General features: G+C 64.2%; 17 protein-coding genes. 7 read left to right on the top strand and 10 right to left on the bottom strand.

What is annotated here, in order from left to right; all coding sequences use genetic code 11:
• Positions 1 to 502: GntR family transcriptional regulator (locus IVB47_RS20030; protein ID WP_247463570.1), on the top strand; the 502-nt coding region annotated here is incomplete at its 5' end.
• 180 nt (positions 503 to 682) lie between these two features.
• Here the strand turns inward: IVB47_RS20030 and modC are convergent.
• From modC to mepA, 4 genes are all read right to left on the bottom strand, one after another.
• On the bottom strand, positions 683 to 1,345 hold the full coding sequence (gene modC / locus IVB47_RS20025; protein WP_247463567.1) for a molybdenum ABC transporter ATP-binding protein: 663 nt from the start codon (positions 1,343 to 1,345) through the stop codon (positions 683 to 685).
• A 2-nt stretch (positions 1,346 to 1,347) separates the two neighbouring features.
• Positions 1,348 to 2,043, bottom strand: a complete 696-nt coding sequence (modB, locus tag IVB47_RS20020) for a molybdate ABC transporter permease subunit (RefSeq protein WP_247463564.1) — start codon at positions 2,041 to 2,043, stop codon at positions 1,348 to 1,350.
• Positions 2,044 to 2,055: 12 nt separating this feature from the next.
• Complete coding sequence (gene modA / locus IVB47_RS20015; protein ID WP_247463562.1) at positions 2,056 to 2,838, bottom strand: molybdate ABC transporter substrate-binding protein; 783 nt, start codon at positions 2,836 to 2,838, stop codon at positions 2,056 to 2,058.
• Positions 2,839 to 3,094: 256 nt separating this feature from the next.
• Complete coding sequence (mepA, locus tag IVB47_RS20010) at positions 3,095 to 4,039, bottom strand: penicillin-insensitive murein endopeptidase (protein WP_247357644.1); 945 nt, start codon at positions 4,037 to 4,039, stop codon at positions 3,095 to 3,097.
• 469 nt (positions 4,040 to 4,508) lie between these two features.
• Here mepA and IVB47_RS20005 point away from each other — a divergent pair, with 469 nt between their 5' ends.
• Complete coding sequence (locus tag IVB47_RS20005) at positions 4,509 to 6,671, top strand: EAL domain-containing protein (RefSeq protein WP_247463557.1); 2,163 nt, start codon at positions 4,509 to 4,511, stop codon at positions 6,669 to 6,671.
• A 44-nt stretch (positions 6,672 to 6,715) separates the two neighbouring features.
• On the opposite strand, the gene IVB47_RS20000 is transcribed toward IVB47_RS20005, so the two are convergent.
• Together IVB47_RS20000 and IVB47_RS19995 are read right to left on the bottom strand one after the other, a co-directional pair.
• A complete protein-coding gene (locus IVB47_RS20000; protein ID WP_247463555.1) occupies positions 6,716 to 7,459 on the bottom strand; it encodes a hypothetical protein in 744 nt (247 codons plus the stop codon).
• Between the two features lie 207 nt (positions 7,460 to 7,666).
• Entirely contained in the window at positions 7,667 to 8,821 is a 1,155-nt protein-coding gene (locus IVB47_RS19995) for an acyl-CoA dehydrogenase family protein (protein ID WP_247463552.1), read from the bottom strand.
• Positions 8,822 to 9,084: 263 nt separating this feature from the next.
• Between IVB47_RS19995 and IVB47_RS19990 the strand changes: the two genes are divergently transcribed.
• Positions 9,085 to 10,485, top strand: a complete 1,401-nt coding sequence (locus tag IVB47_RS19990; RefSeq protein WP_247463549.1) for a TAXI family TRAP transporter solute-binding subunit — start codon at positions 9,085 to 9,087, stop codon at positions 10,483 to 10,485.
• Between the two features lie 47 nt (positions 10,486 to 10,532).
• Here IVB47_RS19990 and IVB47_RS19985 read toward each other — a convergent pair whose 3' ends face one another.
• Positions 10,533 to 10,994, bottom strand: coding sequence for a GNAT family N-acetyltransferase (locus IVB47_RS19985; RefSeq protein ID WP_247285395.1), 462 nt, complete (start codon positions 10,992 to 10,994; stop codon positions 10,533 to 10,535).
• 84 nt (positions 10,995 to 11,078) lie between these two features.
• Complete coding sequence (locus tag IVB47_RS19980) at positions 11,079 to 11,540, bottom strand: hypothetical protein (RefSeq protein ID WP_247463546.1); 462 nt, start codon at positions 11,538 to 11,540, stop codon at positions 11,079 to 11,081.
• Here IVB47_RS19980 and IVB47_RS19975 point away from each other — a divergent pair.
• Together IVB47_RS19975 and IVB47_RS19970 are read left to right on the top strand one after the other, a co-directional pair.
• Positions 11,539 to 11,712, top strand: coding sequence for a hypothetical protein (locus IVB47_RS19975; RefSeq protein ID WP_247463543.1), 174 nt, complete (start codon positions 11,539 to 11,541; stop codon positions 11,710 to 11,712). The genes IVB47_RS19980 and IVB47_RS19975 overlap by 2 nt on opposite strands.
• 14 nt (positions 11,713 to 11,726) lie before the next feature.
• A complete protein-coding gene (locus tag IVB47_RS19970; protein ID WP_027565835.1) occupies positions 11,727 to 11,936 on the top strand; it encodes a hypothetical protein in 210 nt (69 codons plus the stop codon).
• 20 nt (positions 11,937 to 11,956) lie between these two features.
• Here IVB47_RS19970 and IVB47_RS19965 read toward each other — a convergent pair whose 3' ends face one another.
• Positions 11,957 to 12,295 (bottom strand): response regulator, encoded by a 339-nt coding sequence (locus IVB47_RS19965; protein ID WP_027565834.1) that lies wholly within the window; start codon positions 12,293 to 12,295, stop codon positions 11,957 to 11,959.
• Positions 12,296 to 12,462: 167 nt separating this feature from the next.
• Between IVB47_RS19965 and IVB47_RS19960 the strand changes: the two genes are divergently transcribed.
• Entirely contained in the window at positions 12,463 to 13,236 is a 774-nt protein-coding gene (locus tag IVB47_RS19960; protein WP_247463538.1) for an SDR family NAD(P)-dependent oxidoreductase, read from the top strand.
• A 193-nt stretch (positions 13,237 to 13,429) separates the two neighbouring features.
• On the opposite strand, the gene IVB47_RS19955 is transcribed toward IVB47_RS19960, so the two are convergent.
• Positions 13,430 to 13,912 carry a MarR family transcriptional regulator gene (locus tag IVB47_RS19955; RefSeq protein ID WP_247464056.1) on the bottom strand — a complete coding sequence of 161 codons (483 nt, stop codon included), beginning with the start codon at positions 13,910 to 13,912 and terminating at the stop codon, positions 13,430 to 13,432.
• 44 nt (positions 13,913 to 13,956) lie between these two features.
• On the opposite strand from IVB47_RS19955, the gene IVB47_RS19950 reads away from it, so the two are divergent.
• Positions 13,957 to 15,474 (top strand): FAD-dependent oxidoreductase, encoded by a 1,518-nt coding sequence (locus IVB47_RS19950; RefSeq protein ID WP_247464054.1) that lies wholly within the window; start codon positions 13,957 to 13,959, stop codon positions 15,472 to 15,474.
• Positions 15,475 to 15,668: the final 194 nt, after the last annotated feature.

Below are 15,668 nucleotides of genomic sequence, written 5' to 3'. Positions count from 1 at the left end.
GCCGCGCCCGACGCTCGACGACGTCCGCAGCGTCTACGAGGCGCATCGCGTGCTCGAGGCCGGCGTGCTGACGCAGCTCGTGCGTCATGTCGACGACGCCCTGATCGAGCGACTGACGGCGCATCTCGCCGAGGAGCGCGCCGCGGCAACGCGCGGTGACCGCGCCGCGTCGGTGCGGCTGTCGGGCGCGTTCCACGTTCATCTGGTGGAGGCGCTCGGCAATGCAGAGCTCTCGCGCTTCCTCGCCGATCTGCTCAGCCGCTCCTCGGTGATGGTCTCGGTCTACGAACCCGCCACCGATTCGATCTGTGCGGTGGACGAGCACGGTGCCATCGTCGAAGCGCTGCGTGCCCGCGACGTCGCGCGTGCGATTGCGGTGTCGCGCGAGCATTTCCTGCATGTCGAGAGCCGCCTGCATCTGGATGACGATGCGGCGCCGGTGAGTGAGGATTTGACGAGCGTGTTTGGCGCGGTGAAGCCGAAGCGGCGGAAGGCGCGTTAGCCCCACTGTCTCCCCAACGTCGTCCCGGCGAAGGCCGGGACCCACAGCCACAGGAAGTTATTTGGCGAAGACCGCCTGCTATTCTTCGCCGGTACTCCCACTGCCGCCTACCGATAAAGCACGGGGTATGGGTCCCGGCCTTCGCCGGGACGACGGCGGTGGGTGCGACGGCCAGTACGGCTACGTCAGCACCTTCACCCCGCCGAACGACGTCACCCGGCCCTGCTTCAGCATCACGATCTGCGTCGCGAGCTGGCGCAGCTCGGCGACGTCGTGGCTGACATAGACCATGGGGACATTAGCCTCGTCGCGCAGCCGCACCAGATAGGGCAGGATCTCCAGCTTGCGGCCCTCGTCGAGCGCGCCGAGCGGCTCGTCGAGCAGCAGCAGGCGCGGCCTTGACAGCAGCGCGCGGCCGAGCGCGACGCGCTGGCGCTCGCCGCCAGAGAGTTTTCCGGGGCGGCGACCCTGCAGCGCGCCGATGTCGAGCAGCTCGATGACGCGCTTGTGCTGCGCCGGATCGGGCGCGAGGCCGTTCATTCGCCTGCCATAGTCGAGATTTTGCGCGACGTTGAGATGCGGAAACAGCCGCGCATCCTGGAACACATAGCCGATGCGGCGGCGCCAGGTCGGCACATGAATGCCGGCCGCGCTGTCGTCGACCGTCTCGCCGTCGATCACGATGGTGCCGCGGTCGGGCCGCAGCAGCCCCGCGATCATGTTGACCAGCGAGGTCTTGCCGGCGCCCGACGCTCCGAACAGGCCGATGACGCGGCCTTCGCTCGCGAAGGAGGCGGACAGCGAGAACTCGCCGAGCTGCTTTTCTATGTCGACGCGCAGCATGGTCAGTTCCCGTGCAATCGCGCGGTGGCGCGGCGGGCGAACCATTCGGCCGCAATCAGCGCACCCAGCGCGAGCACGATCGAGACGATCACGAGCCGTCCCGCGGCGGCGTCGCCGTCCGGCGTCTGGATCAACGAATAGATCGCGGACGAAATCGTCTGGGTCTCGCCGGGAATGTTGGAGACGAAGGTGATGGTGGCGCCGAATTCGCCGATCGCTTTCGCAAAGCCGAGCACCATGCCGGCGAGCACGCCGGGCAGCGCCAAGGGCAGCGTCACCGTGAAGAACACTTTGAAAGGAGTGGCGCCGAGCGTCGCGGCGGCCTGCTCGAGCCGGCGGTCGATCGCCTCGATCGACAACCGCATCGGACGCACCAGCAGCGGAAACGCCATCAGGCCGCAGGCAAGCGCAGCACCGGTCCAGCGGAAGGCGAAGACGATGCCGAGAGTATCGGCCAGAAAACCGCCGACGAGTCCGCGGCGGCCGAAGGTCAGTAGTAGCAGATAGCCGGTGACGACAGGCGGCAGCACCAGCGGCAGATGCACCAGCGCATCGAGCACCGACTTGCCCCAGAAATCACGCCGCGCGAGCAGCCATGCCAGCGCAATGCCGAACGGCGTTGCCACCAGCGTCGCGATGACGGCAACCCTGAGCGAGAGCAGGATCGCCGTCCATTCGGCGGGAGAGATGTCGAGCATCAAATCGCAAAATCAAGTGGAGGGGCTGATCAGGAACTTGAAACCGTATTTTTCCAGAATGGTCTTGGCGGCGGTCGAGCGCAGGAAGGCGAGATAGTCGCTGGTCTCGCCCTTTGCTGTCGTGGTCGCAGCGACGGGATAGATGATCGCGGGATGCGAATCCGCCGGGAAGGTGCCGACGATCTTCACGCCGGGCTCGACCTTGGCATCTGTGGAATAGACGATGCCGAGGTTGGCCTCGCCACGCGCGACCAACGTCAGCGCGGCCCGCACGCTCTCGGCCATGGCGAATTTCGGCTCCGCCGCCTGCCAGGCTCCGAGGCTCGTCAGCGCCGCCTTGGCATACTTCCCAACCGGCACGGATTTGACGTCGCCGGTCGCGATCCTGCCGTCGCCGGCGAGCTTTGCGAGGTCAAAACCCTGCGCGATGGGCATGTTGTCGAGCCTGGAATCCTTCGGCGCGATCAGCACGATGCTGTTGCCGAGCAGATTGACCCGGCTCGGCTCGTTGATGGTCTTCTTGGAGATCGCGTAGTCCATCCAGTCGGTGTCGGCGGAGACGAACACATCGGCCGGCGCGCCCTGCTCGATCTGCCTGGCGAGCACCGAGCTTGCGGCATAGCTGACGCTGAACTTGACGCCGGTCCTGGCGGTGTAGGCCGCGTCGACCTCGTCGAGCGCGTTCTTCATCGAGGCTGCCGCGAACACGGTGATGGTCTTGTCTTCGGCTCCAGCAGGCGAAAGGCTCGCGGCCAGAAGGAACATAGCCGAAAGCAGCACGGAAAGGCGGGACATCGGAAGCGCTCCATGCGCGCGTTCAGGGCACGCAAGGCGGCGCGCGCAAGACGGCGTTGGTTGAATTAGGCTTGCGACCGGCGGAAGCGCTGTTCCGGCAAGCCCGACGGACTTACGGTCCGGCAAGCGATCGCTGGGTCATCATAACAGGGTGGCCGAACAGGTCAAAGGCGACGGTTCGCATGGCGCCAACCAGGAATTCGTCATCCCGGCCTGGTGCGCAATTGCGCACTAGGCCGGGATGACCGCGGAGGCTTTACCGTTTCGCGTCGCCCGCGTGCAGCACGGCCTTGCACGCCGCCGGCATCTGCGCCAGCGTCATCGGCGGTTTCGGCTTCGGCGGCTCCGCCGGCGGTTTGGGGTGCAGCACGCCGTCGCTGAACCAATAGGCGAGATCGGAGGGCTTGCAGCCTTCGTCCTCGGATTGCGACGGCTGGCCCTCGCAGTCGCTCGCGCCCGCCGGGCAGTGCATGCGGATGTGGAAGTGATAGTCGTGGCCCCACCACGGCCGGATCTTCGACAGCCAGGAACGGTCGCCCTTGGCCTCCCGGCACAGCGCCTTCTTGATCGCGGCATTGACGAAGATGCGCTGCACCGCCGGCTCCTGCGCCGCGTCGCGCAGCACCAGCACATGGCCCGGCGTGAACACCTTCGGATCGATGTCGAGCCGGTCCGGGCGCACCATCATCACCGCCGACATGTCCTCGCGCTCCTCGCGCGATAAGCGATGGTCCGGCATCGGCGTCAGCCAAATGTCGGCATCGAGGCCGATCTGGTGGCTGGCATGGCCGGACAGGGCCGGCCCGCCGCGCGGCTGGGCGATGTCGCCGACCAGGATGCCCGGCCATCCCGCGTCCTTGTGCGCCCTGGCGGCAAGCCGCTTGATCAGCGCGATCATCGCGGGATGACCATAGCTGCGGTTGCGCGACAACCGCATCACCTGCCAATTGTCGCCGTTGAGCGGCATCTGCTCGGCGCCGCCGATGCAGCCTTTCACATAGGAGCCGATGACGTGCGCCGGTCCCTTCGACGGCAGCAGCTTGCGCGCGAACAGTTCCTTGGCGCCAATACTGGGATCGTTCGGATTGGCGAGCGGCGGCAGCGGCTTTGGGTTGACGCTGCCCTTGTCCTGGGCCAGCGCGTCGCCGGCGGCCAGGAGCGTCATGACGAGCAGGAGAGGGGCGAAGCGGCGGGGACTCATGTTGACATTCTTATAGCCCAACACCGCGTCAGGGTTAAGAAACAGTCCCTCGGCTGAAATATCGTCTCGAAGTCGTAGTTCCCGGTGCGTCGGCCGGCCGATTTTTAACAATGCGATAACCCTCTCATGCATTGACCAAAATTCGTGCGCGGGACGCGTACTCACCCCCTTCTGCATGCAAGCGCGCGCGATCCCGGAAATGATTCAAGGCAGCGCGCAATTTTGCGCCATCTCGTTCTCCGATGACGACAATGCGATGCGCCTGGGGCGCCCATCGGCACTGTCGCGCCTTGCAAACGGGCAATGGGGGCTGTTTTTTCGAGACTGCCAGACCGTGCGTCCCCTCGCCATGCCACCCAAGATTACCTTTCTTTCAGACACTTGCCCCAAGAGTTGCGGTCGCTGGGCGCGACTGGGACGAGTGAAGTTGAGTTTGGGGTTTCGAAAGCCAAAAAAGCGAAAGGGAAGTGTGCTTGGCAGGTCCGGCCTGCACCCGCGCAAGCCGCGCTTTGCGCGCGCCCCTCATCCTCCGTCCGAACGCGACGAAGGTCTGCGCGGCCGCGCCGAGGCCGCGATCGCGGAAGCGCGCAAATCCCATGAGCGCCTGCGCCAGGCCATCGAGATCCTGCCGCAAGGCATCGTGTTTCTCGATGCCGAGGGCCGCTATGTCCTCTGGAACAAGCAATACGCGGAAATCTACAGCAAGACCGCCGATCTGTTCGAGGAAGGCGCGCGCCTCGAGGACACGCTGCGCATCGGCGTCGCCCGCGGCGACTATCCCGAAGCTGCCGGCCACGAGGAAGAATGGATCGCCGAGCGGCTGCAAAGGCTTTATCAGCCCGGCGCGCGCCACGAGCAGAAGCTGGCGGACGGCCGCGTCATCCTGATCGACGAGCGGCTGACCGACGACGGCGGCGTCGTCGGCCTGCGCGTCGACATCACCGAGTTGAAGCAGCGCGAGGCCTCGTTCCGCCTGCTGTTCGACGGCAATCCCGTCCCCATGATCGTTTGCGCACTCGACGACGAGCGCATCCTCGGCGTCAACGATGCCGCTGTCGCCCATTACGGCTACAGCCGCGCCGAGTTCGAGCTGCTGACGATCCGTTCCCTTCAGGCTTTCGACAGCGAGCCGCCCTGGACCACCGATTCGGCCGGCGAGGAGCAGGCCGGACGCACCTGGAAGCACGTCAAGGCCGACGGCGCCCTGATCGACCTTGCGATCTATTCGCGCGAACTGACTTATGCCGGGCGGCCCGCGGTGCTGCTCGCGCTGATGGACATCACCGAGCGCAAGCGCGCCGAGGCACGGCTCGCCTTCATGGCCCAGCATGACGGGCTGACCGGTCTGCCAAACCGCAATCTGCTGCGCCAGCAGATCGACGAGATGCTGCTGCATACGAGGCGCAGCACCGACAAGGTCGCGCTGCTGATGCTGGGGCTCGACAATTTCAAGGCGGTCAACGACACGCTGGGACACGCGATCGGCGACAAGCTGCTGCGCGGTGTCGGCAAGCGGCTGCGTTCGACCTTGCGCGAGGAGGACGCGCTGGCGCGGCTGAACTCGGACGAGTTCGCAATCGTGCAGAGCGGCCTGACGCGTCCCGAGGATGCGGTGCTGCTGGCCAAGCGCCTGCTGGAAGCCATCGCCGATCCTTATCTGCTCGACGGCCATTCCGTGGTGATCGGCGCCTCCATCGGCATCGCGATGGCGCCGGGCGACGGCGACGATTCCGAAAAGCTGCTCAAGAGCGCCGACATGGCGCTGTCGCGCGCCAAGCTGGATGCGCGCGGCTCGTTCGCGTTCTTCGAGGCGGCGCTCGATGCGAAAGCGCAGACCCGCCGCAAGATCGAGGTCGAGCTGCGCGACGCGATCCAGAACGACGTGCTGCGGCCGTACTACCAGCCGCTGATCGACCTCCAGAGCGGCCGCATCACCGGCTTCGAGGCGCTGGTGCGCTGGCCGCATGCCGAGCGCGGCATGGTCTCGCCGGCCGAGTTCATTCCGGTCGCGGAAGAAACCGGGCTGATCAATCCGCTCGGCGGCCTGATGCTGCGCCGGGCCTGTCACGATGCCGCGACCTGGCCGGACGACGTCCGCGTCGCCGTCAACCTGTCGCCGCTCCAGTTCCGCAGCGGCAATCTGCTTTCGGTGGTGACGGATGCGCTGAAGCATTCCGGCCTGCCGCCGCGGCGGCTCGAGCTCGAGATCACGGAGACGCTGCTGCTGGAGAAGAGCGCCCAGGTGCTGGCGACGTTGCACGCGTTGCGCGCGCTCGGCGTGCGCATCTCGATGGACGATTTCGGCACCGGCTACTCCAGCCTGAGCTATCTGCGCAGCTTCCCGTTCGACAAGATCAAGATCGACCAGTCCTTCGTGCGCGATCTCGGCGCCAATCGCGAGGCCCAGGCGATCATTCGCTCCATCGTCAGCCTCGGCAAAGGCCTCGGCGTCACCATCACCGCCGAGGGCGTCGAGACCGAAGCCGAGCTGAGCTGTCTGCGCACTGAGGGCTGCGACGAAGGCCAGGGTTTTCTGTTCAGCAAGGCCCGGCCGAATATCGAGATTATCAGTCTGCTCGCCGCGCAACGGGGCATCGATGGTGCCGAGGAGGACGCCGCAATGGTGGCCTAGGCCGGGGGATGCCAGCTTGCATCTTGAGTGGGCGCAGTTGAAATTCAGTGGCCGACAAGTGTTACGGCCTCGGCCGGAGCGGTTTCATGGGACCGCACGAATACGAAGCGGGATGCCGCGGGGATCTGAGCATCGGCGCTGCCATCCTGGCCGATGAGGATGAGTCCCGCGCCGCCATTGGCTACATTCAAGATGACGGGGGCGCCCTGCCAGGTCCTGATTGGCTCCATTCCGATGATGAGAAATTCGCCGATCGGCTGGTCGAAATATTGAAGCCTCAGTTGTGGTCCGACTTCTGCAGCCGCGAGGCCGAAACCCAACTGTTTAGCGCGCGCATAGATGTCCGCCAGCAACGCAGTGTCGGTCCGAAAGCCCAGTTCGGCTGCCGACACCGTGAAAAGCTCTACGCTCGTTGTCGTGGCGCTGACGGTAAACGTCGGCCGGGCGAGAATTTCGCCAGCCGAGTTTCCGATGCCGCAACCTGCCGCATCCAACGCGTTGCCGAGGGCGAAGACATTTGCAAACGTCCCGATCCTGATCGTCTTCCACACCGGGACATCGACGGCGGATCTGATCGGGATCTGCGGCCCATCAGAGCGCGCTTGCTTGAGCTTCAAGTGGTTCCGCAGGACGTCTCGCGCCGAGCATTGAGCCACGGCTTCGCTCGCGAACAGGACAGTGCATGCGACGCAGAGGATGGCGACAACGAGAATGCCACCTTGGTGCCATCCCGGCGAACGCCCCTGAATGGCATGGCGACTGACTTTCCTGCCAGCTGTTCGGCCCATAACGGACCTCTCTTGCGCAAAGGCAGCGCGCTAGAAACAATTCAGAATTATCACTTCCAAATGGTCGGCGCGGTCACAGCGGAAAAGCTGTTGTTTTTGTAGCTATAGAAATTGGTCCGGCAAGATCTGCAAAGGTTCATCGGCGAAGACGCCGGATGGCGAACTCAATATGGGTCAGCGTGGGTGCACTGTCGCAACGGGTCCACGTCAGCGGTCTCCGGAAAGGATCATCTTACCGACGTCTTCGTAATGCGTATCGCGCGCCTGGATCTGCTGGGCGATGGCGTGCATGTCGCGGAATCGGCGTTCGAACGGATTGCTGCGGAATACGGCCGTGGCGCCGGCCATGTGATAGGCGCTGTCGACCACCCTGGCCGACTGGTGAATGGTCCAGGTCGCGGCGAGGCGAACCGAGCTCCGATGCGCCGCGCTGAATTCGCCGGTCGCGCAGAGATCGCGCCACATCGCGCTTGCCGTCGCATAGAGATAGGCGCGCGCGGCCCGCAGGTCGCCCTCGGTGCGGCCGATCAGGCCCTGGACCGCCCCGTTGTCGTGCATGGCGCTGGCCGCCAGCGACTGATGCTTGCCGCGCGCCAGCGCGATCGCGGCATCGAGCGTGGCGCGCGCCACGCCGAGCGACACCGCGGCAAAGCCGAGGCTGAAGGCCGAGCCGGTGCCGATCCTGTAGAGCGGCCCCTTCTCGCGTAGCGCGGACGGGACGTCACGAAACGCGGTGAAGCGCTCGGGGATGAAGAGGTCGGCGACCTCGTAGGAATCGGTGCCGGTGCCGGCGAGCCCGATCGCCTGCCAGACGTCGTGCAGCACGGCGCTCGCGACCGGAAACAGGATGGTGCGCACCTCCGCCGAGCCGTCGGCATTCTTGCGCGGCGCGCCGTCGGCCCCGACGATGCGGACATGTGCCCCGAGCCAGCTCGCCTGCCGCGAGCCCGAGGCAAAATCCCAGCGCGCCGTGACGCGATAACCGCCCTCGACGATGCGCGCCTCGTGCGCGATCGCGCCCCAGGCGAGGATGCCCGGCGCCGTGTTGAAGATCTCCTGCGCGGTGTCGTGGTCGAGCGAGGCCGCGATCATCGCGCAGACCGCGCATTGACCAAGGCACCAGGCGGTGGAGGCATCCGCTTTCGCGATCTCCTCCAGCATCTGCATGAAGGCTTCCGGCGGCGCTTCGCCGCCGCCAAGACTTTGCGGCAGCAGCGCGTGATAGAGCCCGTTCTCGATCAGCGCAGAGACGACGGCCGGCGTCAGCCGCCGCGTCCGCTCGATCTCGTCAGCCTCGCTGGCAATGAGCGGCGCGATGGCGCGGGCGCGTTCGCCGAGATCGACGCCGGAGGGAGCGTTCATTCGCGTTTCCTCGCCCATTCTGCCGTGAGCGGTCAATCGCGCGATGGTGATCTATTTGGCGAGGAGGATCAAGGTGGTGCGGCCCGTCATTCCGGGAATCGCCAGGCGTGGAATGCGGAATCCAGAGCGAATGGTGCAAGATCGAAAGCTTACGCCGGCCACCGAGAAACCAGTGGCGCTTCTCGGACATTATCGTCCTCCAGAAGACCATGGTATGCTTCCAAAGCAGGCAGCGATTTTTGACCTCCAACCGGCAGCGCCAAATGTCCTCGTCTGAGCCCCCGATGATACGCAGTGACGCAGCCCGCCGAGGGCGGAGACAGACGAAGACCCTGCTGCTGATTTTGGCCGTCGGATTTCTCGTTTTCGGAGCCGCTGCGGGTACATTGTATTACGCGCTGCGGCCGATAACTCTCCGGATTGCCGTCGGACCGCCGGGAAGCAACGATCACAAGGTGATCGAGGCGATGACCGAGGCCTTTGCCAGCGAAAGCAGGACTGTAAAGCTGTCTCCGATCGTGACCGCCGGGGCGGCCGAAGCTCTCGCTCTGCTCGGTGCCGGCAAGGCCGACCTCGCGGTCGGTCGCGGCGATCTGGAAATGCCGGCGGACGCGCAAACAGTCGTCATCTTGCGCAAGAATTTCGTCGTGCTGTGGTCTTCTTCGGGAGTTGCGGGCAAGGGCTCCAAGCGGAAACCGGCGCCGAAGATCAAGGAGGTCGCCGATCTCGAAGGCCGCAAGGTGGGAGTGATCGGCGGGACGCCGGCGAACGCCGCATTGCTGAGGGTCATCCTGAGCGCCGCCGGGGTAGCAGCGGACAAGGTCACGATTAGCCAGTTCGGCACGGGCCAGATTGAGGAGCTGGCGCGCGACCCGAGCCTTGACGCTTACATGGCGGTCGGTCCGCTCGACAGCAAGATAACCGCCGACGCGGTCGCCGCGACGGCGCGGACACGTGGCGAGCCCAAATTTCTCGCGATCGACGCATCGGAAGCCATCGCCTTGAAGCATCCGCGTTATGAATCGGAGGAAATTCCACCAAGCATTTTCAATGCGAGTCCGGCCTGGCCCGATGACAAGGTGGAGACTGTCAGTGTCAGTCATTTGATCGTCGCACGGAATGCCTTGTCCGAAACGACAGTGGCGGCGTTTTACCGCCAGCAATTCGCCCTCCGGCAGGCGATTGCCAGGCAAGTGCCTGGCGCTGCGCAAATCACCAAGCCGGACACCGAGAAAGAAGCCGAGCTGCCGGTACACCGGGGAGCGGCGGCCGTGATCGACGGCACTGAGCGCACCTTCCTCGACAGATACGGCGACTACTTCTGGTTTGCGCTCCTGCTTCTCTCCGGCATTGGTTCGGCCGGCGCCTGGCTGCGTCAATATCTCAATCGGGATGAAAGGGACGAGAACACCGGCCATCGCAACAGAATTCTGGCCCTGGTTTCCAGGGTGCGCACCGCGGAGTTCGACCACGAACTGCTGGCTATGCAGCAGGAGGTCGACGCCATCATCGAGGAAACGCTTGGCTGCTACGATGACGGCGCCATCGAGGAGGAGGAGCTGGCAGCCTTTGGCCTGGTGCTCGAGCTGTTCGATCATGCCCTCAGCGAGAGGCGCGCAGCGTTGCAAACGGCTCCTTCGAACGTGCTCGCCGCGCGGCGGTAGCGATACGATAAGCCCGCTGGCCGCTGAATCCTGGAGAACAGCCAAACCTAGATCGGGTCCTTTAGCAGGCGCTCCATGATGATCGTGCGTTCGTCACCATGATAGCTGTCGTGCACCGCCTTGAACCCGAGCCGCGCGTAGAAAGTCTCGGCGGTGACGGAAGAAGGGACGGTCAGCGAAGCGACGTTTCGTGCGCGCGCCGTGCGCTCGATCTCGGCCATCAGCAACTTGCCGATGCCCCCGCACTGAACATCGGGAGCCACGAAGACCGTGCGGACCACGTTTCCGTCGAGGCTTGCTGTTCCAACTATGCGGCTGCGGATCGTGGCGACAAACACGGTGCGTTGTCCGATCAGCCGCCGCACGGCATCGGGACTGAAACTATGCGCGATCCTTTCGATGATCTCGTCCGCATAGTCCTTCGCGTTCGTTTCCCGCAGCGCCCGCAAGATGATAGCACTGATCCCATCGGCATCATTCGCGAGTGCGGGCCGGATTGTGCATTCCATGGGGCGCTCCAACCGTCGCTGTAGGTCCGCGGCCGTAAACAGCCAATGCCGTTCGGCCGTCCCGCCATGCCTCGCAACTGCAAGCTATTGCAGTCCCAGACCGCTGCAGTACCACGCCATATCTTCGTGTCTCCAGCCGCGCTTGACGCCTGACTCCTTGCATTCGTTGTAGGTCTTGAAGTTTGCTCCGTTTCGGCAGCCTGACGAGTAGCTCCCAAAGCCGCCACCCGAGGTGGAACATGCGACCGAGCTGGCCGCCGTGGTCGGGGCGGCCATCGCTTTGGGAGCTGCGTTCGCTGATGTGATCGACAGAATCATCAAGCCCCCCAGCGCAAAAACCGAAGCTTTCATTGCCTTCTCCTGATTGGCGGATGCCTGATACGATCTAAGGACGTGTTGTAGCAGTAAATGCAACCTGAATGAAAGGGCCCGCGCGGCAGGCGCTTTCTGGTTTTTTCCGTTCGACAGCAAACCGCGACTGCGTTGTTCCTCGAAAGGAACGGTCGGGAGCTCAAGGCGTTTGAGGTAGCGAAAGGACACTTCCATGACCGAAAAATTCGATCCGGCACCGCCGGACAAGAACGCGGATGATCTCAAGCGTGGCATCCGACGCGACAAGGCCAAGGACGACGAGTTGGACAAGGGCTTGAAGGACAGTTTCCCGGCGTCGGACCCGGTGAGCAGCACCCAGGCGTCCAAGGCAACACCGGACGCATGAAGGAGGGATGGACTATGGGCCTCGCAGCCTATGATATTGTTGGCAGGGACGGTGCTTGGCACGTCGACCACGATGGCGAAGTCCGGAACACTTACCAGACCAAGGAAGCCGCTTTCGAGGCGGCCGTTGCGGCGGCATCGCTCGCCATGCGGCAGGGGCACTCCGTCCGGCTGACGGTGCCGGAGAGCGAGAACGCCGTCGGCGCAGAAAATTCGGGCGGATGACCTTCGAGGGCATTCTGATTCTACACGGCCGCCAGCAAATGGGCGGGCGCGAACGGCTTGTGCAAAAAGGTCGTGTTGGGCGGGAGGGGCGCCATCACCGTCCCGGACATCAGCACGATGTTGAGCCCGGGATGCGCACTGCGAGCGTACTCCGCGAGCTCGAGCCCGGTCATTCTCCCAGCGAGGTTGTGATCAGTGATGAGCGCCCGTAGCTCATTGCCAGTAGACGCCACGATTAGCTCCGCCGCTTCTGCGGTGGCACATTCGACGACTTCGAACCCTTCGTCCTTAAGAAGGTCGGATAGAACTTCGCGCTGGAGCGAGTCGTCCTCGACCAGCAGCATGACGAAATTCGACATGCGGTCATTCCCAACTTATCGGATGTTAATGCGCTTCTTCGAGGATTGTTCGGTTGTGATGTCTTCGTTCGGCGCTCCCGTTCGCCACGGCATGATCAGTCGAACATGTTGCATTCTCGTTGAGGTTTCGACGGAGGCGCCGAAGCGGGGATCGAACAGGAGTGGCCATGGCAATCGTCTTCATCACGGGCAGCACGGACGGTTTGGGCCGCGCAGCTGCCCAGTCTATCCTCGAACAGGGCCACCAAGTCGTCCTGCACGCGCGATCGGCGGAACGTGCGGCGGCAATCGCCGGGCTTGAATCGCATTCCGCACGGGTCGTGATCGGCGATCTCAAGAGCGTCGCCCAGACGAGGCACGTGGCAGACCAGGTCAACACAATCGGACGAATGGACGCGGTCATCCACAACGCCGGGGTCTATACCGAGCGCAGCCGCGGCCCGACGCCCGAAGGCCACGCCACCACCCTGGCGGTCAACACGCTCGCGCCCTATTTGCTCACCGCCCTGATGAAACGCCCCGATCGGCTGGTGTATCTCAGCAGCGGACTCCATCGCGGCGGAGAGGGATCGTTGGGCGATCTCGACTGGATGAGGCGAACCTGGGATCCGGCCAAGGCGTACGCGGAGAGCAAGCTGCACATGGTCGCACTGGCCTTTGCCTTGGCGCGGCGTTGGCCGCAGGTGCTGAGCAACGCCGTCGATCCCGGCTGGGTCCGCACCAAAATGGGCGGTGCCGGAGCGCCGGTCGGCGTGGCCACTGGACAACGGACGCAGACCTGGCTCGCGGTGAGCGATGATCCCGCCGCCCTGGTCAGCGGTCGTTACTGGCATGACCTCCGGCAACAAGAGCCGGCGCACGAAGCGACCGATCCCGATTTTCAGGAGAGACTTCTCGACAGGCTGGGCGAGTTGACCGGGGTGACGTTGCCTCCGGCATAGAAGCGATTCGCCCGAAGCTCGTAGGATGGGTAGAGCGGAAGCGAAACCCATCAAACTTCTAGACTGCGCTCGTCGGGCGATGGGTTTCGCAAGAGCTCAACCCATCCTGCGAGCTTCACTGGCTTGAGATGCCGACAGCGCACGCAAGCACGCCTTCTCTCTGGGTCGTATCCGTCTCTGGGTCGTATCCGTTTCAGCCCTGCGGCTGGTCCTTCATGGCATCTGCGAATTTGCGCATGAGCCTCACAAGGTCATCGATCTCGGCCGGCTTCCAGCTTGCGAAGATCGCGGTGCCGATGCGTTCGCGCGCCGCATCGATATGCACGGTCATTTCCTTGCCTTGCCTGGTCACCACCGCCTCGCGCACGCGCCGGTCGGTTTCATTCGCCCGGCGATCCACCAAACCAAGGCTCTCGAGCTTTGCGACCTGCCTGCTGACCGTCGTGTGATCGCGGCCGGTTCTCGCGGCCAGCTCCACGATGCTGATTGGCCCCAGCCGTTCGATGCCCACAAGCAGTGGGAAGAGTGCCCGATCGAGCCGAATACCCGCTTCCTTGATCAGGACCTCATCGCGATCCGGCCGGTTTATGACGCTCACGATGTCGAGCAGTGCGCCATGGATCACCCGGATCTGTTGCGAGATGCGTGTATTTTGCACGTTTTTTGTTGACATGATTCTGCTTCTCCGATTACGTGCAAAATACACGGAAAGGAAAGATCATGACAACCAGATATGAAACCGAGGTGCTTATCTGCGGCGCCGGCGCGGCTGGATTGACGCTGGCAATCGAACTCGCCCGGCGCGGCGTGCCGTTCCGCCTGATCGAGAAGATGGACGATGCATTCCGCGGCTCCCGCGGGAAGGGCATTCAGCCGCGGACGCAGGAGATATTCGAGGACCTCGGCATTCTCGATCGCTTGGTCGCTGCCGGGGGCCTGTACCCGATGCCGCGCGAGTATCGTCCCGATGGCAGCTTTTCCGAGAAGGCTCCGTTCGAGCCGTCAGAGCCAAGCGCAGCCGAGCCCTTCCACATTCCGCTCATGGTGCCGCAGTTCTTGACCGAGCGGGTGATGCGAGAACGCCTGCTCGAGCTTGGGTATGAGCCGGAGTTCGGCTGCGAACTGGTCTCCTTCGAGCAGGACGAGGATGGCGTGACCGCGCGTCTCGCCCGCAAGTCCGCAGAGGAGGTCATCCGTGTTGGCTACCTTGTCGGCACGGACGGCGGGCGCAGCTTCGTTCGCAAGACGCTCGGCATCGATTTCCCGGGCAAGACACTGGGCGTCCGCGCCGTCGTTGCCGATATCAATTTGACCGGCTTCGGGCGCGACGCCTGGCACCGCTTCAACGAAGGCGACATGGAGCGGCAGATCTCGGTCTGCCCGCTGGCAGGCACCGAACTCTTTCAGTTGCAGGCCCCCGTTCCGCTCGAGGGAGATGTCGATCTGTCCGAGGACGGCCTCACCGCAATGTTGACCGGACGCACCGGCCGGAAAGATGTTTGCGTTCACTCGGTATCCTGGGCCTCGGCCTTCACCATGAACGCGCGCCTGGCCGACCACTACCGCATCGGCCGCGTCTTCCTGGCGGGCGACGCCGCGCACACACATCCGCCAACCGGCGGCCTGGGGCTCAATACCAGCGTTCAGGACGCCTATAACCTCGGATGGAAGCTTGCGGCCGTGCTCGCCTCTCGGGCTCCGGCTGCGCTTCTCGAGACCTATGAGGAAGAACGGCGGCCGATCGCGGCGGCGACGCTGGGACTGGCGACCAAGTTGCTGGATGCGACCAAGCGAGGAGACAGCCGGCGCGGCAGAGAGGTTCAGCAACTAGACATCGGTTATGCGGGCTCCCCGTTGGCGCTGGACGCGCCCGAGCGTCGCGGCCTCGTCGTCGCAGGAAACCGTGCACCCGATGCACCGCTTCAAGGTTCGGCAGGCAAGACGCGGCGGCTGTTTGAGCTGTTCGCCGGGGCCCATTGGACGCTTCTCGCGTTCAACGCGGAGCGGAACCTCATAGCGCCACGCGCCGGTCTGCACATTCATCACATTGGTGCCGGCGGGGACCTTGCCGACAGCGACGGTTATTTCGAGGGCGCCTATGCGCCTGAGCCAGGTCAATGGTGGCTGGTGCGGCCGGACGGATATGTCGGTGCGGTGGTCTCGTCAGTCGATGTGGAGCGGCTGGATGGCTACTTCGCGACAGTCGGGCTCGTCGGGGAGACCGAGGTCAGTGGCTAAGCGATACCGCATGGTCTTGGGGCACGCCGTGCCTTCGGGGTCGAATGAAGAACGAGAAGCCCCACAAGGGGCTTCCAGCTGTTTCATGCGGCAGCCGGCGGAGTGCGACGATGGCATCATGCTCCTGTTTTGCCCGACGAGTCAAACAGGTTTCGTAAAATCGGAAGCTCGAAAAAACCCAATGCCGACAAAGG

This window comes from Bradyrhizobium sp. 62, from assembly GCF_023073035.1.
GTDB lineage: Bacteria > Pseudomonadota > Alphaproteobacteria > Rhizobiales > Xanthobacteraceae > Bradyrhizobium.
The sequence above is the reverse complement of the archived record's forward strand: the minus strand, read 5'-3'. Positions and strand labels throughout refer to the sequence as shown.